This window comes from Sulfitobacter pontiacus, from assembly GCF_040790665.1.
Taxonomy (GTDB): Bacteria; Pseudomonadota; Alphaproteobacteria; order Rhodobacterales; family Rhodobacteraceae; genus Sulfitobacter; species Sulfitobacter pontiacus.
The window spans coordinates 2,222,189-2,240,673 of the sequence record NZ_CP160849.1 but is presented as its reverse complement, the minus strand read 5'-3'; the positions used below and the strand labels follow the sequence as shown (position 1 = coordinate 2,240,673).

Below are 18,485 nucleotides of genomic sequence, written 5' to 3'. Positions count from 1 at the left end.
TGTATCGTGTCTTTCGCCAAATGCGCCATCGGCTGTGCAGTGGCCGGGCTCTGCCTGCTGAACAGTGATCCTGTCGCGGCAGAGCAGTCGGTCGCGTTGTCCCTGCCAGAGGCCCGATCATTGGCGGTCCATGCGCTGAAGGGTGAACGCCCTGCTCTGGCGTCGCAAATCGCGCGAGGGTTGCTGATCGCGGACCCGCATTCGGCGTATGCGCACTATGTTCTGGCCACAGCGCATGCAGATATGGGGCACGGAACGGATGGGCGAAAGTCTGCGGCCCGCGCCTACCGCTATGCAGACAACAGGGTACAGAAGTTTCAGGCCGCGGAACTGGCAGCACGGCTGACCTTTGCAGAAGGGCACCCGACCCTCACTCAGCTTTGGCTTAGACGTGCCGTTCAAAACGCCCCGACCCCGGAGATAGAAGAGCAGCTTGCGCGTGACTATGCCCGTGTGCGGCGTGAAAATCCGTTTCGCTTCTCCATTACAGGCGGGGTGAAGCCCTCTAGCAATGTCAACAATGGTGCTGACACCGCACAGCAGGTGATCGACGGCTTGCCGTTTACCGGGCGGCTTAGCGGATCGGCGCAGGCCCTATCGGGTATCGTCGGTACCGTCGACGCGGTCGTCGGCTACCGTTTGCGGAGCACGCAAAAGATGCGGACGGATCTTTCGGGTCGCCTGTTTGTACAACGTGTGGCGCTTGATAGCGGGTCGCATGATTTGGCTCCTGAAGCACGTAACAGTGATTTCGGAGCGACCTATGCAGATGTTTCACTTCGGCAGTCCTTCGCGGTCGGCGCTGCGGGCGGAAGCGCCGATGTAACCGGATCGCTTGGCGAATACTGGTCGGGAGGCGACCGCAGCTATTCATTCATGCGTGTTGGCGTCGGTCGCCGCTGGCAGCTGTCTGCTTCGACTTCGGTTTCCATGGGCGCGACGCTTGAGAAACGGTTTAGTGACCGAATTAGTTACTTTGACAGTAACACCGTGTCCCTGATTGTAGGGTCCCAACACAGGCTCGCTTGGGGTGATGGTATCGGCGTTTCCGTCAATCTACGCGAGACCGACAGCGACTTCGTCAACTATGCCTCGCAAGCCGCGTCCCTACGGTTAAGCTATAGCTTCGCCGATCAAATCGGTCCGGCGGTTGTGAACGCAGGCTTAACCTTGGGAAAAACCGACTACGACACCTATTTTGCGGTTTTCGATGTCCCCGGTGGCAAGCAAGACTACGCAACCTATGCTGACGTTAACATCATGTTACCCGATGTGGACTATGCGGGGTTTGCGCCCAGTGTGACTTTACGCGCCGGACGGACGCGATCCAATGTCAGCCGGTTCGAAACGAGCGAGTTTTCCGTCTCGTTGGGATTTCAGTCAAAATTCTGACATCCGCTGGCAACCGCCGCCAGCCGTGCTACCCTGCAGGTCGAAGACGAAAGCAAAGGAGCCAACCCATGCCGATCAAATATTTGCACACGATGGTGCGCGTCAAGGATCTGGAGAAATCGCAAGCCTTCTACGAGCTGCTGGGCCTGAAAGAGCGCCGCCGGATCGACAATGAGGATGGGCGGTTTTCGCTGATTTTCATGTGCCCTCCCGGGCAGGACGACGGCCATGCGGATGTGGAGCTGACCTATAACTGGGACGGCGATGACGCGCTGCCCGATGACAGCCGTCATTTCGGGCACCTCGCCTACACCGTTGAAAACATTTATGAAACCTGCAAGATGCTGCAAGAGAACGGGATCACGATCAACCGTCCTCCGCGCGACGGGTATATGGCGTTCATCCGGTCCCCCGACAATGTGTCGGTCGAATTGCTGCAAGAAGGGGACCGGCTGGAGCCGCAGGAACCTTGGGCCAGCATGGAAAACACCGGCCATTGGTAAGCCGATGATCCGGGCGGCCTTCCTTGCCACAGCGCTGGGCGTCGCACCCGCGGCCCTTGCGGCGGCGGAGTGTCGGTTGGCGCTGCTGCTGGCGATGGATGTGTCCAGTTCGGTTGATGCGGTCGAGGACCGTTTGCAGCGTGGCGGCACCGCCGCCGCGTTGCTGTCAGACCCGGTGCGGCGGGCGTTTTTTGCCAGCGATCTGCCGGTGGCGCTGGCCGTCTATGAATGGTCGGGGCGCTATAACCAGCAGATGGTGCTGGACTGGCAGATGATAGACTCGCCCGACGATCTGACGCGCGCGGCGGGCGTGGTGGCGGGCAGCCAGCGCAGTCATAATGATTTCCCCACGGCCATGGGCTATGCGCTGGGGTTTGGTGCGGCGGTCATGGCGCGGGCACCGCGTTGTTTATACAAGACAATTGATCTGGCGGGGGACGGTCAGAACAACGAAGGCTTTGGCCCGCCGCTGGCCTATCGGTCGTTTGATTTTGACGATGTGACGGTCAACGGGTTGGTGGTGAATGCCGCCGATTTCGAGGCCGAGACGGGGCTGATCGCCTTTTACAAACGCGAAGTCTTGCACGGCCCCGGTGCGTTTCTGGTGATCGCCAACGGGTTCGAGGATTTTGAACGCGCCATGCGGATCAAGCTGGAACGCGAGCTGACGCCCCCTGCGATTGGCAGCCTGCCCGTGGTCGAGGACGCGGGATGATCCGCGCCGGGGTCGCGGCCCTTGTCGGCGCAACGCTTTGGGCGTCGGCTGGCGTGGCGGAGTGTCGGCAGGCCCTGGCCTTGGGGCTGGATGTGTCGGGGTCCGTCGATGCGCGGGAGTACCGCTTGCAATTGGACGGGGTTGCCGGGGCCTTGGACGATCCGGCGGTGCGCGCGGCGATCCTGTCGGCACCGGAGGCACCGGTGTCCCTGTTGGTCTATGAGTGGAGCGGCCCGACAGACCAGCGCGTTATTGCCCCGTGGCGGTCGATCAGTGATGCCGCCGCCCTGCAAGAGCTGATTGACGGGCTGCGACAGGTTGAGCGCGCGGCGGCGTCGCCCGGCACCGCGCTTGGCGTGGCGGTGGCAGCGGGGGCGGCCTATCTGGCGCAGCGGCCCGCATGTTTGAAGCACACGCTTGATATCTCGGGCGACGGGATATCCAACCTTGGACCCCGCCCCCGTGACGTGAAACGACAGCTTGCGGGGCGTGATCTGACGGTGAACGCGCTGGTGGTCGAAGCGACGGAGGAGGACAGCACGCTGACGGGGTATTTCACGGCAGAGGTGATCACCGGCCCCGGTGCCTTTGCCCTGCCCGCCGCGGGGTTTGATGCCTATCAATCCGCCATGACCACCAAGCTGCTGCGCGAGCTGGCGGTGCTGTCGCTGGCGCAACTGGGTGACGCAGCCCCGCCCGCCGCGCGCGGTCAGTAGATATAGCGGATCTGGTCCGTCCAGTAGCGTTCCATCCGTTTGAGCGCGCGGGTGATGTCATCCATGCCCGATGCGCCCAGCGCGCCCTTGTGCATCAGCCCGCTGGCGTGGCGACCAAACAGGTCTGACACAACGCCGCTGATGTGACGCCCCTTGCCGGTCAGCCGCACCCGCACCGAGCGGCGGTCGATCTGGCAGCGCTGGTGGTGCATATAGCCCATATCCACCAGTTTTTTCAGGTTGTAGCTGACGTTGCTGCCCTGATAGTAGCCACGGCTTTTCAACTCTCCGGCGGTGACTTCATTGTCGCCGATGTTGAACAGCAGCAGCGCCTGCACGGCGTTGATGTCCAGCACGCCGACGCGTTCGAATTCATCCTTGATCACGTCCAGCAGCAGGCGGTGCAACCGTTCCACCAGCCCGAGCGCATCGAGGTAGCTTTGCATGAATCCCGCCTCTGACGGGGGGATGGGGATGGGGTTTTGGATACTCATATTCAACTCCGACATTGCGATTGGGGCGGAAGCTGAAGATAAAAATAAAATATATCGTTAAACCGGACGGATGTCGGCGCGCGGGGGCCGACATCCGCAGGGGAAACCGCGCCTAAAGCGGGTTTGCAGCCAGATGAGTCTGGATGTCCGCGATCAGCGCGGCAAAGGGTTCGGGTGCAGGTGTTTGCCCCGTAACCCATTGATAAAGATCGTGATCATTCTCGCTTAGCATGTCGTCATAGAGCGACAATGCCGCGTCATCCATCGTCGCGAGACGGGTTGCAGCATAAGAAGGTAAAATGAGATCCATTTCCTTAATACCTCGCCGCATGGAGCGCATATGCAGACGTTTGACCTTGTGTTCGTGCAGCTCAGCCATGGGTGTTCCCTTTGAAAATCCGGCGTAGTTTCTTTTCGAGACGGCCCATTTGTTCGGCCCGTTTCAACAGATCGGCGCGCATGTCGCGCAGTTCGATCAATGCTTCTTTGATATTGGCGTCGGTGGCGGCTGTGTCATCGGGGGCGTCGATACCTTCGCCCTCGCCGTTGATCAGCCACATCATCGACACGCCCAGAACCCCGGCGAGCGTGGACAGGCGGTTGGCGCGGGGTTCGGACAGGTCGTCTTCCCAGCCGCGCAGGGTGGATTGCTTGATCCCCAACCGCTTGGCGAGCGCGGCTTGCGTCATATCCGCGTTCTCGCGCGCGGCGGCGACCCGGTCGCCAAAGGTTGCCACGTCGGATGCGTACCAGTCTTCGTTCTCGGCCATTGCGTCTCTCCTGTTTGGACCGATCTGGCTTGATCGGTGCGGGGCTGCGCCCTATGAGGGTGCTGCACACATATCAAACTGAGGCCGAAATGGAACTGCTGTCCAAGACCCTTGCGCGCGTAAAACCGTCGCCCACCATCGCCGTGACCCAAAAAGCTGCCGAGCTGAAGGCCGCAGGCAAGGATGTGATCGGATTGGGGGCCGGAGAGCCGGATTTCGATACGCCGCAGAACATCAAGGACGCCGGTATCGCCGCGATCACCGCGGGCAAGACCAAATACACCGCCGTTGACGGCATCCCCGAGCTGAAGCAGGCGATTTGCGCCAAGTTCAAGCGCGACAACGGGCTGGACTATACGCCGTCTCAGGTCAGCGTCGGCACGGGTGGCAAGCAAATCCTGTACAACGCGCTGATGGCGACGATGAACCCCGGTGAAGAGGTCGTGATCCCTGCGCCCTATTGGGTCAGCTACCCCGATATGGTGCTGCTGGCCGGTGGCACACCGGTGATCGCGCCTGCGACGTTGGAGAATGATTTCAAGCTGACGCCTGAGGCGCTGGAAGAGGCGATCACGCCCAATACCAAATGGTTCATCTTCAACTCCCCGTCGAACCCTACGGGCGCGGGCTATAGCTGGGATGAGCTGAAGGCGCTGACGGATGTGTTGATGCGGCACCCCCATGTCTGGGTGATGACCGATGATATGTATGAACATCTTGCCTATGATGATTTCAAATTCTGCACCCCCGCGCAGGTGGAGCCTGCCCTTTATGACCGTACGCTGACGGTCAACGGTGTGTCCAAAGCCTATGCCATGACCGGCTGGCGCATCGGCTATGCCGCGGGGCCGGAAAAGCTGATCGGCGCGATGCGCAAGGTACAGTCGCAATCCACGTCGAACCCCTGCACCGTCAGCCAGTGGGCGGCGGTCGAGGCGCTGAACGGCACGCAGGACTACATTGCAGAGAACAACAAGATGTTCACCCGCCGCCGCAATCTGGTAGTGGATATGCTGAGCGAGATCGACGGCGTGATCTGCCCCAAACCCGAGGGCGCGTTTTATGTCTACCCGTCCATCGCAGGGTTGATCGGCAAGACCACCCCGTCGGGCATCACCATCACCGATGACGAGGTTTTCGCCACCGCGTTGCTGGAAGACACTGGCGTTGCTGTCGTCTTTGGCGCGGCTTTCGGGCTTAGCCCGAACTTCCGCATCAGTTATGCGACCTCGGATGAAGCACTGAAAGAAGCCTGCACGCGTTTGCAGAAGTTCTGCGCCGCGTTAAGCTAAGCCGGACGCAAAAGGAGCCGCCATGTCGAGCGATTTGCCTGAGTATTACTTTCGCGTGCGCGAGAATGGCGCGGCGGTGTTTCGCGTGGATGCAGAGAACCGCCAGCGGCGGATCGAGATGGACCAGATCGCCGTTGTGAACATCCGCAACGGCGAGATCAAACCCCAAGGCGATCGCGTGCTGTCGGACGGCGATCTGGAGCGTATCCGCCAGTGGATGACCGAGCGCGCACAGGTACTGGCGCAGCGCGACATCGATGATATCCACCGTGCGGTGGATTATCTGAACCTGACCACGCAGTGGGTGCAGTCAAAGGCCACGGACGACCAGCTTGATGCCGTCACGGATGCGCTGCTGTTGGCGATGCATGATCTGCGCAGCACGTTGGTGCGCAAGAAGGCCGACCGGCTGCCCTAGGCGGCTGCCGGTCAACAGGTGTTGTTACGCGGCCGCGGGGTCTGTTGGCCCCAGACGTTTCAGCACGCTGCCCCAGAAGCGCGCGTTCAGCAGGATCGCCGCCACGCCAAGGCCAAAGACCAGCCCGAGCCAGACCCCCACGCCTTCTAGGTCAAAGAAAAAGCCCAGAAGATACGACACGGGCATGCCCACGATCCAGTAGCTGAAGCCCGCAAGGATCATCGGCACTGTGGTGTCTTGCACCCCGCGCAGAATGCCCAGGGCCACGGCCTGCGCGCCATCGACAAGCTGGAACAGTGACGCCATCGCCAGCAGCCCCACCCCGATCACAAGGATCTGGTCGCGCGCGGGTTCGTCGCGCTGCATGAACAGGTTGATCAGCGGTTCGGGCCACATCACGAAGACAAAGATCGTCAACACTGCGACCAGCGCCGACATCACCGTCGCGGTGATCGCGCCACGCGCCAGATGCGCCGGATCGCGGCGGCCATAGGCATTGCCTGCGCGGATCGTAGCCACGTTGCTGATACCAAGGTGCACCATAAAGGTGATTGATGCCAGTTGCAGCGCGATGCCGTGGGCAGCCAGTGCCACGGTGCCCAGCCAGCCCATCATGACGGCGCTGGCCGCGAACAGCCCGACCTCGCTTAGCCCCGTGAACCCGATGGGCAGACCAAGGCGGAACACGCGGGCCAACATCTCCCAATCGGGGCGCCAGAGGCGGACAAACATCTGGTGTTGCGGCATTTTCCACAGCACATAAATCACCACGGCGACCAGCGACACGCTGTGCGACGTGACAGAGGCAATGGCCGCACCGCGCACGCCCAGTTCGGGCGCACCCCAGTTGCCGAAAATGAACGCATAGTTGGCCAGCACATTCGCGACGCCCGCCAGCAGCGTGATCCAGAGCACGACCTGTGTGCGTTCCAGCGCTGCGAGGTAGCTTTTGAGCACCATCACCATCAGCGCGGGGAAGATGCCCCAAGCGGCAATAAACAGATACCCATCGACCATATCGGCCAGCGCCTGGTCCTGCCCCATCAGCGCCATGATCGGCCGCGACCAGATCATCAGCGGCAGCGCCAGCACGGCAAAGCCCATCGACAGCCACATGCCCATGCGGGTGGCGCGACGCAGGCCGACCTCGTCGCCCTCGGCGTCAAAGGCCGCGACCAATGGCATCACGCCCCATGCAAAGCCCGATCCAAAGATCAGCAGCACGAAGAAATAGGTACTGGCGAGGGTGACAGCGGCCAGCGCCTCTACGCTGTACCAGCCCGCCATGACCGTGTCGGAGACCCCGATCGCGATCTGCCCCAGATGCCCGCCTACAAGCGGAAGCCCCATCACGGTGATGGCTCGGGCGTGGCCCGGATATGTCATTTGCTGTGTCATGCGCCTTTCCTACGCCGCCCCGCCCGCAAGGGAAAGAGCCGATGACCTAGGGGAAGGCAGCGCGGCGGTTTGCGTGGTCGGGCGGGCTTGCACCCTGCGGCTGGCCGCGCCACAGTCGCGACACCGAAGTTGGGAGGACACCGCCTTGCACAACCGCATCGATCTGCTGCGCCCCGACGCGCCTGCGCTGGCGCAGCGCGGCCCCCATCCCGTGGGCGTGACCACCCTGACCGCCGCTGTTTCCGACACGCGCCAGTTGACGGTAGAGGTCTGGTATCCGGCGGCCAAAGGCACGGTTGCGGGGACGTCCTATGCCACTTTGCTGCGCGACGGGGTGACGCCGACTGTCCTGCACGGGTCGGCCTGCCGCGAGGCTTTTGTCGCCACGGGTTTTTCTGCGCCGTTGATCGTGATCTCGCACGGGTATCCCGGCAACCGCTTTTTGCTGAGCCATTTGGCGGAATCCCTTGCGGGACAAGGCTTTGTCGTGGCGGCACCGGATCATGCGGGCAGCACCTATGAGGATCAGCAGGCGTTCGGGGTGACGTTGTTGAACCGTCCGCTGGACCAGCGCGCGGTGATTGACGCGATGGAGGCGCTGACGGGCCCCTTGGGCGACCTGGTGGCGTGTCGCCGCGTCGGGCTGATCGGCTATTCCATGGGCGGCTACGGGGCGATGATCTTTGGCGGGGCGGGTCTGGCCGAGACGGCGTTGCAGCATCCCCGCGCGCCCGAGGGCGGCAGCCTTGCGCGGCATCTTGCGGGGTCAAAGACCCACGCCGCCCTGCGCGACCCACGGCTGTGCGCGATCATGCCCATCGGCCCTTGGGGCAACGGGCAGGCGATGTGGGATGCCGATGGGCTGGCGCAGATGGACACGCCGCTGTTCATGATGGCCGGCACCGTCGATGATGTATCAGACTATGCCGCGATGCGCCGCCTTTTCACCGGCTGCGCCAGCGACCGCTATTTGTTAAGCTTTATCAACGCGGGCCATAATGCCGCCGCGCCGATCCCTGCCCCGCTGGAAAGCTGGGCGCATTCGGATCTGCTGGGGTGGGCACCGTTCCAGCACTATGCCGATCCGGTCTGGGACACGCTGCGCATGAACAACATCGCGCAACATTATGCGGCGGCCTTTATGGGGATGCATCTGCGCGGTGACGACACCGCAGGGATGCTGGACGGGACTGACTGGCCCGGTTTCGCCCCGGGCACCGCCGCAGGGCTGCGGCTGGAGCATTTGCCCGCCGGCCCCGCCCCGGACAAACCGAAAAGGAAGACGACATGACCGCCCATTGGACCGAAACCCGCCAGATCAACGGCAATTCTTTCTTTATCCGCCACTGGGGCGATGAAGGCGCGCCCAAGCTACTGATGCTGCACGGCTTTCCCGAATATTCGGGCGCGTGGAACGATCTGGCCCCGCTGCTGGCCAAGCGGTTCCATTGCATTGCCCCCGACCAGCGCGGCTATGGGCAAAGCTGGCGACCCGCCGAGGTAGAGCAGTATAAGACATCGAAGCTGGTGTCGGATATGGCCGCGCTGATCGGGGACGAGCCCGTGATCTTGCTGGGCCATGACTGGGGGGCCTCTGTCGCCTATGCGCTGACCATCGGGCGGCCTGATCTGGTATCGAAGCTGATCATCATGAACGGCGTCCACCCCGCCCCCTTCCAGCGCGAGCTTGCCAAGGGCGGTGCGCAGACCGATGCGTCGCAATACATCCATTTCCTGCGCCGTGAGGGATCAGAGGATATTCTGGCCGCGGATGATTTCGACAAGTTGATGGGGCTGTTTTCAGCGCATATGGATATGAGCTGGCTAGAGGGCGAGACGCTGGCGGGCTACAAGGCAGCGTGGCGCGATGCGGCGGGGCTGCGCGGGATGGTGAACTGGTATCGCGCCTCTCCGCTGAAACTGGGGGCCGAGGGCGAGGCGATTGACGACGCGCTGAGCTTTGATCCGGCGCGGTTGCAGGTGCGCTGCCCGCATCTGCTGGTCTGGGGCACCGATGATACCGCGCTGCTGCCCGAGACGACCCGCGGGCTTGAGGACTACGCCCCCGACCTGACCCGCGCCCCCATCGAGGGCGCGGATCACTGGCTGCACCACCAAAAACCGCAAGAGGTGGCGGAGGCCATTCTGAACTGGCTTTAGGCCACGCCTGCCCCGTCCCGCACGTTATTTACGGGCGCGGGCGGGCGCGGGCGGGCGCGGGTAAAGACCATTTTCTGCTGGTGCAGATCGGCAGGATCGCCCATCCACGCATAGGCCAGAAGCGCCGGTTCGCGGTCGCCCACAGTGATCCGGTGCAGATGTTCAGGCGGGTTAAAGATCATCGAACCGGGCACATAGACGCCCTGATGGTTCTCGGACACCGCGCCGGACAGGCAGACGTAACTTTCGGTGATCCCCTTATGGGCATGGGCCGGATAGGTGCAGCCCGGCGCGAAGAGCACCACGCCCAGAATGATATCATGGCTGACCACCGGCCCCTGCGCCCCTGCCAGTTCGGCATAGGCATAGCTGTTGGTCAGCCCCTTGGGGACTTTCTCGTAGCCGTATTGCCAGCTGAGGTCATGGGCCACGGCATCCAGCGCCCGGACCGCGGGGGCCAAGGCCCCCTGCTTGCCCTCGTCCAGCGCGCGGCGCAGATGGGCGGTGACGGGCTTTTCCGCACGCGGCTGCAACCGCAGTTCGGCATTGCCCCGCAGCAGCCTGGCGATGGCCTCGCGCGCTTTGCGTTGATGGCTTTTGATCCGGTCGCTGCCCCCCGCGGGCAGGTAGCGATAAAGCTCGTCACATTCCTGCATCATATAGCGCCAGTCGGGCACATCGCGCAGGGTGGTGGGGGTAACGGTGTCAAACGTCATGGCAAGCCTCCCAACGGTTTCCTGCCCCGATGATAGCAAAGGCACAGCCGCAGGAAACACCGCATTGCGACGTCATCCGCCCTTCCCCCGACCATAGCGCTCTGGCATAGTGGGAGGCTCAACAAAAACAACAGACAGGCAGGCCCCTACATGTCCGATCTTCTTTCCGGTGCGCAGAGCAACGCCAAGGAATATGATGCCTCTTCGATCCAGGTTCTTGAGGATATGGAGCACGTGCGCCTGCGCCCCGGCATGTACATCGGGGGCAAGGACGATCGCGCGCTGCACCATATGGTCGCGGAAATCATCGATAACTCGATGGACGAAGCGGTGGCGGGCCATGCCACCTGGATTGAACTGGAACTGCATGAAAACGGCCATGTTACCGTGCGTGACAACGGGCGTGGCATCCCCACCGATCCGCACCCCAAAGATCCCAGCAAATCGGCGCTGGAGATCATCTTTTGCACGCTGAACGCGGGCGGCAAATTCTCGGGCGATTCGTACGAGACTTCGGGCGGTCTGCACGGTGTGGGGTCGTCCGTGGTCAACGCGCTGTCGGATCACCTGCGGGTCGAGGTCGCGCGCAACCGCGAGCTGTTCGCGATGGAGTTTTCGCGCGGCATCCCCCAAGGCAAGCTTGAAAAGATCGGCGCGGCCCCGAACCGGCGCGGCACGGCTGTCACCTTCCACCCCGATGCAGAGATTTTTGGCCCGCTCAAGCTCAAGCCCGCGCGGCTGTTCGCGATGGCGCGGTCCAAGGCCTATCTGTTTTCCGGCGTCGAAATCCGCTGGAAATGCGGCCAGCAAGACGGCGACACCCCGCAAGAGGCGACATTCCACTTCCCCGGCGGCCTGTCTGATTATCTGAACGAAACGCTGAAAGGGTCGACAACCTACGCCGAACACCCCTTTGGCGGCACCGTCGACTTCCGCGAGAAATTCAACGCACCGGGCAAGGTCGAATGGGCGATCAACTGGACGCCGTCGCGCGATGGCTTCATCCAATCCTATTGTAACACCATCCCCACCCCCGAAGGCGGCACTCACGAGGCGGGCTTCTGGTCCGCGATCCTGAAGGGTGTCAAAGCCTACGGCGAGCTGGTCGGCAACAAGAAGGCCGGCACCATCACCCGCGACGATCTGATCACCGGTGGCTGTGCGCTGGTGTCCTGCTTTATCCGCGAGCCTGAATTCGTTGGCCAGACCAAGGACCGTCTGGCGACGGTGGACGCGCAGCGCATGGTGGAAAACGCCGTGCGCGACCACTTTGACAACTGGCTGGCGGCGGATACCAAATCTGCGGGTGCGATCCTTGATTTCCTTGTGCTGCGCGCCGAAGAACGCCTGCGCCGCCGTCAGGAAAAAGAGACCGCGCGCAAGACCGCCACGAAAAAGCTGCGCCTGCCCGGCAAGCTGACTGACTGTACCTCCAAGACCCGCGAGGGCACCGAGCTGTTCATCGTGGAGGGCGATTCCGCTGGTGGGTCCGGCAAGGGCGCGCGCAACCGGAACACGCAAGCCTTGCTGCCGCTGAAGGGCAAGATCCTCAACGTGTTGGGGGCCGCGTCGAGCAAGCTGAACACCAATGCCGAGATCAACGATCTATGCGAGGCGCTTGGCGTCGGGATGGGCACGAAGTTCAACCTTGATGACCTGCGCTATGACAAGATCATCATCATGACCGACGCGGATGTCGACGGGGCCCATATCGCGGCGCTGCTGATGACGTTCTTCTACACCCAGATGCGCCCGATGATCGATGCCGGGCACCTCTACCTCGCCTGTCCTCCGCTTTACCGTCTGACCCAAGGGGCCAAGCGCGTCTATGTGGCGGATGATGCGGAAAAGGACATGTGGCTTGAGAAAGGCCTGGGCGGCAAAGGCAAGATCGATCTGCAACGCTTCAAGGGTCTGGGCGAGATGGACGCGAAAGACCTGAAAGAGACCACGATGGACCCCACCACCCGCAAGCTGATCCGCGTCACCGTCGACGAAGACATGCCCGGAGAGACCGGCGATCTGGTCGAGCGTCTGATGGGGAAGAAACCGGAGCTACGCTACCAGTATATTCAGGAGAACGCCCAGTTTGTGGAGGAGCTAGATGTTTGAGGGAATTTAAACTAGCAGCACCCGCGCAAGCCATAGTAGATGAGTTTTTCCTAGATAGTGCAGAAGAGGACTATCTAACAGCACGTTGGGCAGCACAAACAATGAGGCTCCACCAGTACTGTTGGAGTGCTTCGCAAGCCATCGAAAAAAGTTCAAAAGCCTTACTGCTTAAACTTAAAATTCCTTTACAGGAAAACTCTGGGCACAATGTCACCGGATTGATTAAAGACAATATTTTGTGCGACCTACCACACGAAATAGAAACATCGCTGCCTACCGAAGCAATCGGGGCATTGAAATTTGGGAGAGAACGGCTTTATCCACAATCTACTATCTCAGTGTTAGAGCATTTTGAAAGTAATGGAAAACCCGTTTCACGATACCGAGGCAATCCTCAAACCAAGGTTTATTTTTGCGAAATCCATCTTCTAGATGCAACTTTTACATTACTTCGAACGCTAGCGGGGCGTCCGGTCGCACCCTTGAGCGACAATGAGCCCCGATTACCAACTGATCAATGTAAAATCAAACTATTTAGCAATCGCTTTCCGCAACTTAAATCTAGTAGAGCAGCCAACGCACTAATGATTAAGATTCTGGCTAATCAGAACATTGAGTATTTTCCTGAACTTTTTCTGCACGATAAGCCCTTGATCGGTGGATTTTCTGTGAGAAACAATTCGTGGGCTAATAGAAAAGCAAACGCAATTTCATCTCAAGAGGTCAAAGAACAAGAAGATTTGGAGTGGGTAATCAATAATGCAAACCTCACTCGTCGAAATAAAGAAGCCCTTGTTAGAATGGCTGAAAAATTTTAAAGGCCTCTCGAGGATTAAAAATAAATCAGAGTGCATTTCTAAACCCAACCCTGCATTGCAAGCGTTCCTAAGTTTTTTGTTTGCTCGTTCCCATTCAGTTTCGGCGCATATCTCCTTCCTTTACTTGCCTTTTACACACTACAGCCCGAGGCCCCGCCTCGGGCCGCGCCCGACCTCCCCCACGGGGAGGGCGCATTTCATGCTCCCTCGATGCTGTCGCATCCCTGCGGCCTCGAAAGGTCCACAGGACCTTTCGCAAGACGGCCTTCGGCCCGAGGTCGGGCGCAGCCCTTAACATCTGTTCCGCCGGGTATCCGCTGCGTCCGATAGCCCCCTCTGGGCTCCGCCCGTTCGCCCCTGAAACCTTCCCTCGGAAGATTTCAACACGGGCCTCACGTCAAAAATACCGCTTGATCCGCACTGCGCTTTCACTCAACGTTTCGCCATGATCCGAGCCTTTATCCTCCTCATGTTTCTAGCCTCTTGCGGGCGACCGTTGACCCAGAATGAGCTGCTGTTCGCGGGCGACATCATGGGGGATACGCTGAATTACCCCAAGGTGCGGCTGCATGACGGGTCGCCCTCGCGCGGGGTGACGATGACGCGCAAGGCGCGGCCGCGCACGACCTGTCGCGAACGTATCCTGCCGCCCGAAAAGGTCGGCGAGGTGATCACCACCAAGCCCGCTGCCGTCGCGCTGTGGAATACGGTGCTGTTTGACGAAGACTGGTATCTGGACGATTACCTGCCCGACTATCCCGACCGGATCGGGCTGATCGCGGCGATGATCTTTGCCCATGAGCTGACCCATATCTGGCAGTGGCAGAACCGCGAGACGACGGGCTATTCGCCGCTGCGTGCGGCGTTTGAACATGGCGGCGGGGCGGACCCGTATCTCTTTGATCTGGAGAGCGACCCGAAGTTTCTGGATTTTGCCTTTGAACAACAAGGCTCTATCGTCGAGGAATTCGTCTGCTGTCGTGCGTTGGACCCGCAGGCACCGCGCACCAAAAGGCTGCATGCGCTGATTTCGCAAGAGATGCCCGTAGCACCCCTGCCCCAAAGCCGGCCCTATGCGGTGCGGATGCCTTGGGACGGGGTCGAGGTGAACGGGATCTGTAGTTAACGCTGGATGCTTTCAAGATAGACCAGCAGCCCCGCCAGCACCCGTGGTGTGGGCGTCAACTGGCCATCCAGATCGACAGGTACCAGATCCAGCGCCATGCCCTCGCCAAACTGCGGCATCACCCGTTGCAGGTGGCTGTCTGTGGCATCGCCCGCCGGGTCGCCGTAGATATAGGCCAGCGTTCTGGTCTGCGGAAACCGCCCGCCATTGTTCCGCGCCAGTAGGGTCAGGTCGCGGGGCTGCGGGCGAAGGCCCTTGGCCGCGGCACCGGCCCCTTGGGCGTTCACCCCGTGGCATTGCACACAGTTTTCGGCAAAAAACGCCGCCCCTTCCGCGCGGTCGGGGGCCTCGGGCAGGGTCTGTGCGGGCATACAGGCGGCCAGCCCCAGGAACAGCGGCACGCCGAGGGCGATTGTGGTTTTCATCATATGATCCTCCGGTAGGTCACGGGGATGCTTGCCCTTGGCGGGGGTCTTCGCCATGATCTGGATCAAGAAACGGGAAAGATTAGGAATACTCATGGCGCATTATGCAGTTGTGATGCTTTTGGCCGGGGTTGGCATTCCCGTTCTGGCCGCGTTGAACGCAGGGCTTGGCAGCCGGATCGGATCTCCTGCGGCAGCGGCTACGGTGCTGTTTGTGGTGGCTTTTTCGGTCAGCTTACTGGTCGCGATGTTGGTGGGGCGGCAAGGGTTTGCGCAGATCCCCGCGGCCCCGAAGCATCTGCTGCTGGCCGGATTTCTGGTGGCCTTCTACATCCTGTCGATCACCTTTATCGCGCCGCATTTTGGCGTCGGCAACGCGGTGTTCTTTGTTCTGGTGGGCCAGCTTTTCAGCGCCGCGGCGATTGACCATTTCGGGCTGTTCGGCGCACAGGTGGCGCCCTTGGGGGCCGCGCGGGCCGCTGGCATCGCCTTGATGTGTGCCGGTGTCTGGTTGACCCAGCAAGCCTGAGGCAGATCAGGCCTCGTCTTGTAGCGGGTTGGTCAGCACAAAAAGGATTTCATCCTCCGCCAAGGGATTTTCGACCCCCGGCAGGGTGATGGTGAGCCCTGTGCTGAGCGTGACCGTCAACTCTCCATCCGCGACGGTCTGATCGGTGACAGAGGCGTTTTCATCGTCGGTTTCGACAATCAGGGCATCGGTGCCCACGTCATAATCGGTGACCGTGATCCCGCCTGTGGCGCCGTAGATCGCAGTGAAACTGTCCGCGCCCGTGCCCCCGATGCCAGTGTCATTCGCCCCCAATCGCAGGCTGTCGTCGCCATCTTCGCCGATCAACTCGTCCGCGACCCCGTCGTCGCTGCCATCCTGGGCGTTGACCCCGCCCGAAAGCGTGTCATTGCCCTGCCCGCCAAACAGGATGTCGCGCGCGTCGGTGCCTTGTAATGTATCATCGCCCGCCGTGCCGGTTTGCGACTGTGCGTCATCCTCGGGGGGTTGCTCGGTGTCGTTGATCGTCTCGACCGCTGGATCCTCCGCGGTCGGCACATCTGTTGGTGCCTCGGCTTCAGGATCTGCCGGCTCGGGGGTCAGTGCATCATCCATGCCTGCGCCCGTGGTCGTCCCCATATCGGGCATGCCGATGGGGATTTCTTCGTCCTCGGGCTCATCCTCCGTATCATCACCAAACGGGTCAAACACGGCCAGCATGGGGCCGAAAGCGGCAAAGAGCATGACGAGCAAAGGTGACATGGCAGCATCCTGTTTTGACACAGTTTGCCCCCTGCTCGTGGCACCAGTTGGGTCTGGGTAAGGATAAATTAAGGCAGCCGCCTTAAAGCGCGACGAGCTGCCCTGCTTCAAGCCGGATCTGGCGGTCCATTCGCGCGGCAAGCTCAAGGTTATGGGTCGCGATTACCGCCGACAGCCCCGTGCCCCGCACGAGCGTCATCAGCGCGGCAAAGACCTGATCCGAGGTGGTCGGATCAAGGTTGCCTGTGGGCTCATCCGCCAGCAGCAGCCGCGGCGCATTGGCCAGCGCACGGCAGAAAGCGACCCGTTGCTGTTCGCCCCCCGACAGCGCCGCCGGGCGGTGGTCGGCGCGGTGGCCGATACCGACCTCGTCCAACAGTGACAGCGCGCGGGTTTGCGCCTCGGACTGCGAGACACCGTTCGCCAGCTGCGGCAACACGATGTTTTCCAACGCGGAAAATTCAGGCAGCAGGTGGTGGAACTGATAGATAAACCCCACATCGCGCCGCCGCACGCCGGTGCGTTTGCGATCGGACTGCCCTGTCATATCGGTGCCGCCAATCTCGACCGTGCCGGTGTCGGGCGTGTCCAGCAGTCCCGCGATATGCAGCAGCGTTGACTTGCCCGCGCCAGAGGGGGCGACCAGTGCGACGACCTCTCCGGCGGCGACGGTCAGGTCGATGCCGCGCAGCACGTTGACTTCGTTCGGTTGGCCGGGGTTGTAGGATTTGCCAATCCCCGAGAGCCGCAAAACAGGATCATTCATAGCGCAGCGCCTCGACTGGGTTCATGCGCGCGGCACGGCGCGCGGGGAAGATGGTGACGACGAACGACAGGCCAAGCGACAGGCCGATGGCCGACATCACGTCACCGAATTGCAGTTTGGCGGGCAGGAAGTAGATGCCGCGGATCGACGGATCCCATGCGTTGCCCCCCGAGAGGTAGTTCACGACGGCAAAAATCTGATCGACATAGAGCGCGAAGAGACAGCCAAGGATCACCCCCATCGCGGTCCCGATGATACCCGTGAAGGCCCCGCAGATGAAGAACACGCGCAGGATCGACCCTTCGCTCAGCCCCATGGTGCGCAGGATCCCGATGTCGCGCCCCTTGTTCTTGACCAGCATGATCAGGCCCGAGACGATGTTCATCGCCGCGATCAGCACAAGGATGCTGAGGATCACGAACATCACGCGGTCCTCGATATCCAGCGCGCTGAGGAACGAGCCCGACGCATCGCGCCACGTCCAGATCATGCCGCGTTCCCCCGCGGCGGTCAGCAGCGGCACGGTCAGATCATCCACGCTATCGGGGTTTTCGACCATTACCTCAAGCTCGTCGGCGACGCCTTCGCGGTTGAAGAAGGACTGCGCCTCGGCCAGAGGCAGATAGGCGCGGGTGCGGTCGATGTCATAGCGCCCGGCCGAGAAGATATAGGTCACCTCGTAGCCATTCACGCGGGGCGAGGTGCCAAAAGCGGTTTTCACCCCGTTCGGAGAGATGATCTTGATCGTGTCGCCCAAGCCGACCCGCAGTGCTTGTGCCACGCCGGACCCGATGGCGATGCCCTGTTCGAAATCGGCCAGATCGCCGTCGGCGGTTTCGGGGTTGGCGATGCGCGGGATATTGGCCAGATCGGCGGCCTCAATGCCGAAAATCTCGATCCCCGCGTTGGCCTGCCCCTTGTTGGCCATCACCTGACCGCGCACCAAAGGGGCCACCTGCGTCACGCCCGGCACCTGGGCCACACGTGCGGCCATCTCGGTGTAATCGGGTATCCCCGTCTGGGACACGCCGTTCTCATCCACCGACGCCATATTATACACGGTCACATGGGCATTGGCCCCTAGGATCGTATCGACGAATTCAGCCCGAAAGCCCGACCGCACGGCAAGAGTCGCGATCAGGGCAAAGACCGCCAGCGTGATCCCGATCAGGCTGATCCAGGTCATCACGCTCACGCCGCCTTCGGCGCGACGCGCACGCAGATAGCGCCAGGCGATCATCCATTCAAAAGGGGCGAAGGGCGGTGTCGAGGATACTGGTTTGGCCAAGGGATGGTTCCGATCTGGGATCAATCGCGCGCAACCTCGCGGTTTCGGCGCATCGGGTCAAGCGAGGAATAGGGTCAAGCGAGGAGTGGTCGCGCGGCAGCTTGTA

21 protein-coding genes are annotated in these 18,485 nt (G+C 61.4%); 12 read left to right on the top strand and 9 right to left on the bottom strand.

Features of this window, described 5'->3' with window-relative positions; translation table 11 throughout:
* Window positions 1-6: 6 nt before the first annotated feature.
* From AB1495_RS10965 to AB1495_RS10950, 4 genes are all read left to right on the top strand, one after another.
* Window positions 7-1,392 (top strand): lipopolysaccharide assembly protein LapB, encoded by a 1,386-nt coding sequence (locus AB1495_RS10965; protein WP_074635583.1) that lies wholly within the window; start codon window positions 7-9, stop codon window positions 1,390-1,392.
* A gap of 68 nt (window positions 1,393-1,460) precedes the next feature.
* Window positions 1,461-1,895, top strand: coding sequence for a VOC family protein (locus AB1495_RS10960; protein WP_005852400.1), 435 nt, complete (start codon window positions 1,461-1,463; stop codon window positions 1,893-1,895).
* A gap of 4 nt (window positions 1,896-1,899) precedes the next feature.
* Window positions 1,900-2,610: a DUF1194 domain-containing protein gene (locus AB1495_RS10955; RefSeq protein ID WP_005852398.1), complete on the top strand. Its 711-nt coding sequence runs from the start codon at window positions 1,900-1,902 to the stop codon at window positions 2,608-2,610.
* Window positions 2,607-3,326, top strand: a complete 720-nt coding sequence (locus AB1495_RS10950) for a DUF1194 domain-containing protein (protein WP_074635581.1) — start codon at window positions 2,607-2,609, stop codon at window positions 3,324-3,326. Before AB1495_RS10955 ends, AB1495_RS10950 begins: the two co-directional genes overlap by 4 nt.
* Here AB1495_RS10950 and AB1495_RS10945 read toward each other — a convergent pair.
* The 3 genes from AB1495_RS10945 to AB1495_RS10935 all read right to left on the bottom strand — a co-directional run bounded on the left by AB1495_RS10945 (window position 3,320) and on the right by AB1495_RS10935 (window position 4,590).
* The gene (locus AB1495_RS10945; protein WP_037943810.1) at window positions 3,320-3,820 is read right to left on the bottom strand and encodes a MarR family winged helix-turn-helix transcriptional regulator; all 501 of its coding nucleotides are present in this window, start codon (window positions 3,818-3,820) and stop codon (window positions 3,320-3,322) included. The genes AB1495_RS10950 and AB1495_RS10945 overlap by 7 nt on opposite strands.
* 112 nt (window positions 3,821-3,932) lie before the next feature.
* Window positions 3,933-4,199 carry a succinate dehydrogenase assembly factor 2 gene (locus AB1495_RS10940; RefSeq protein WP_074635579.1) on the bottom strand — a complete coding sequence of 89 codons (267 nt, stop codon included), beginning with the start codon at window positions 4,197-4,199 and terminating at the stop codon, window positions 3,933-3,935.
* Window positions 4,192-4,590, bottom strand: a complete 399-nt coding sequence (locus AB1495_RS10935; protein WP_005852388.1) for a helix-turn-helix domain-containing protein — start codon at window positions 4,588-4,590, stop codon at window positions 4,192-4,194. Before AB1495_RS10935 ends, AB1495_RS10940 begins: the two co-directional genes overlap by 8 nt.
* Before the next feature lie 89 nt (window positions 4,591-4,679).
* Here AB1495_RS10935 and AB1495_RS10930 point away from each other — a divergent pair, with 89 nt between their 5' ends.
* Window positions 4,680-5,882: a pyridoxal phosphate-dependent aminotransferase gene (locus AB1495_RS10930; protein WP_074635577.1), complete on the top strand. Its 1,203-nt coding sequence runs from the start codon at window positions 4,680-4,682 to the stop codon at window positions 5,880-5,882.
* Window positions 5,883-5,904: 22 nt separating this feature from the next.
* Window positions 5,905-6,300: a hypothetical protein gene (locus AB1495_RS10925; RefSeq protein ID WP_074635576.1), complete on the top strand. Its 396-nt coding sequence runs from the start codon at window positions 5,905-5,907 to the stop codon at window positions 6,298-6,300.
* Window positions 6,301-6,324: 24 nt separating this feature from the next.
* Here the strand turns inward: AB1495_RS10925 and AB1495_RS10920 are convergent, their stop codons facing one another.
* Entirely contained in the window at window positions 6,325-7,698 is a 1,374-nt protein-coding gene (locus AB1495_RS10920) for an MATE family efflux transporter (protein WP_074635574.1), read from the bottom strand.
* A 145-nt stretch (window positions 7,699-7,843) separates the two neighbouring features.
* Between AB1495_RS10920 and AB1495_RS10915 the strand changes: the two genes are divergently transcribed.
* Together AB1495_RS10915 and AB1495_RS10910 are read left to right on the top strand one after the other, a co-directional pair.
* Complete coding sequence (locus AB1495_RS10915) at window positions 7,844-8,989, top strand: dienelactone hydrolase family protein (RefSeq protein ID WP_083350883.1); 1,146 nt, start codon at window positions 7,844-7,846, stop codon at window positions 8,987-8,989.
* Window positions 8,986-9,858: an alpha/beta fold hydrolase gene (locus tag AB1495_RS10910; RefSeq protein ID WP_074635572.1), complete on the top strand. Its 873-nt coding sequence runs from the start codon at window positions 8,986-8,988 to the stop codon at window positions 9,856-9,858. Before AB1495_RS10915 ends, AB1495_RS10910 begins: the two co-directional genes overlap by 4 nt.
* On the opposite strand, the gene AB1495_RS10905 is transcribed toward AB1495_RS10910, so the two are convergent.
* Entirely contained in the window at window positions 9,855-10,574 is a 720-nt protein-coding gene (locus AB1495_RS10905; protein ID WP_074635571.1) for a dimethylsulfonioproprionate lyase family protein, read from the bottom strand. The two genes, AB1495_RS10910 and AB1495_RS10905, sit on opposite strands and share 4 nt — an antisense overlap.
* A gap of 150 nt (window positions 10,575-10,724) precedes the next feature.
* Between AB1495_RS10905 and AB1495_RS10900 the strand changes: the two genes are divergently transcribed.
* The 3 genes from AB1495_RS10900 to AB1495_RS10890 all read left to right on the top strand — a co-directional run bounded on the left by AB1495_RS10900 (window position 10,725) and on the right by AB1495_RS10890 (window position 14,630).
* Window positions 10,725-12,686, top strand: coding sequence for a type IIA DNA topoisomerase subunit B (locus AB1495_RS10900; protein ID WP_005852372.1), 1,962 nt, complete (start codon window positions 10,725-10,727; stop codon window positions 12,684-12,686).
* Window positions 12,683-13,504 carry a HEPN domain-containing protein gene (locus tag AB1495_RS10895; RefSeq protein WP_074635569.1) on the top strand — a complete coding sequence of 274 codons (822 nt, stop codon included), beginning with the start codon at window positions 12,683-12,685 and terminating at the stop codon, window positions 13,502-13,504. The genes AB1495_RS10900 and AB1495_RS10895 overlap by 4 nt, the downstream gene beginning before the upstream one ends.
* Before the next feature lie 445 nt (window positions 13,505-13,949).
* Window positions 13,950-14,630, top strand: a complete 681-nt coding sequence (locus AB1495_RS10890; RefSeq protein ID WP_074635567.1) for a hypothetical protein — start codon at window positions 13,950-13,952, stop codon at window positions 14,628-14,630.
* On the opposite strand, the gene AB1495_RS10885 is transcribed toward AB1495_RS10890, so the two are convergent.
* Entirely contained in the window at window positions 14,627-15,112 is a 486-nt protein-coding gene (locus tag AB1495_RS10885; RefSeq protein WP_244268904.1) for a cytochrome c, read from the bottom strand. The two genes, AB1495_RS10890 and AB1495_RS10885, sit on opposite strands and share 4 nt — an antisense overlap.
* A 37-nt stretch (window positions 15,113-15,149) precedes the next feature.
* Between AB1495_RS10885 and AB1495_RS10880 the strand changes: the two genes are divergently transcribed.
* The gene (locus AB1495_RS10880) at window positions 15,150-15,584 is read left to right on the top strand and encodes a DMT family transporter (protein WP_074635566.1); all 435 of its coding nucleotides are present in this window, start codon (window positions 15,150-15,152) and stop codon (window positions 15,582-15,584) included.
* A 6-nt stretch (window positions 15,585-15,590) separates the two neighbouring features.
* Here AB1495_RS10880 and AB1495_RS10875 read toward each other — a convergent pair whose 3' ends face one another.
* From AB1495_RS10875 to AB1495_RS10865, 3 genes are all read right to left on the bottom strand, one after another.
* Window positions 15,591-16,325 carry a calcium-binding protein gene (locus tag AB1495_RS10875; RefSeq protein WP_074635564.1) on the bottom strand — a complete coding sequence of 245 codons (735 nt, stop codon included), beginning with the start codon at window positions 16,323-16,325 and terminating at the stop codon, window positions 15,591-15,593.
* Window positions 16,326-16,407: 82 nt separating this feature from the next.
* Entirely contained in the window at window positions 16,408-17,091 is a 684-nt protein-coding gene (locus AB1495_RS10870) for an ABC transporter ATP-binding protein (protein WP_074635562.1), read from the bottom strand.
* Window positions 17,084-18,331, bottom strand: coding sequence for a lipoprotein-releasing ABC transporter permease subunit (locus AB1495_RS10865; RefSeq protein ID WP_074635730.1), 1,248 nt, complete (start codon window positions 18,329-18,331; stop codon window positions 17,084-17,086). Before AB1495_RS10865 ends, AB1495_RS10870 begins: the two co-directional genes overlap by 8 nt.
* Window positions 18,332-18,485 lie beyond the last annotated feature (154 nt).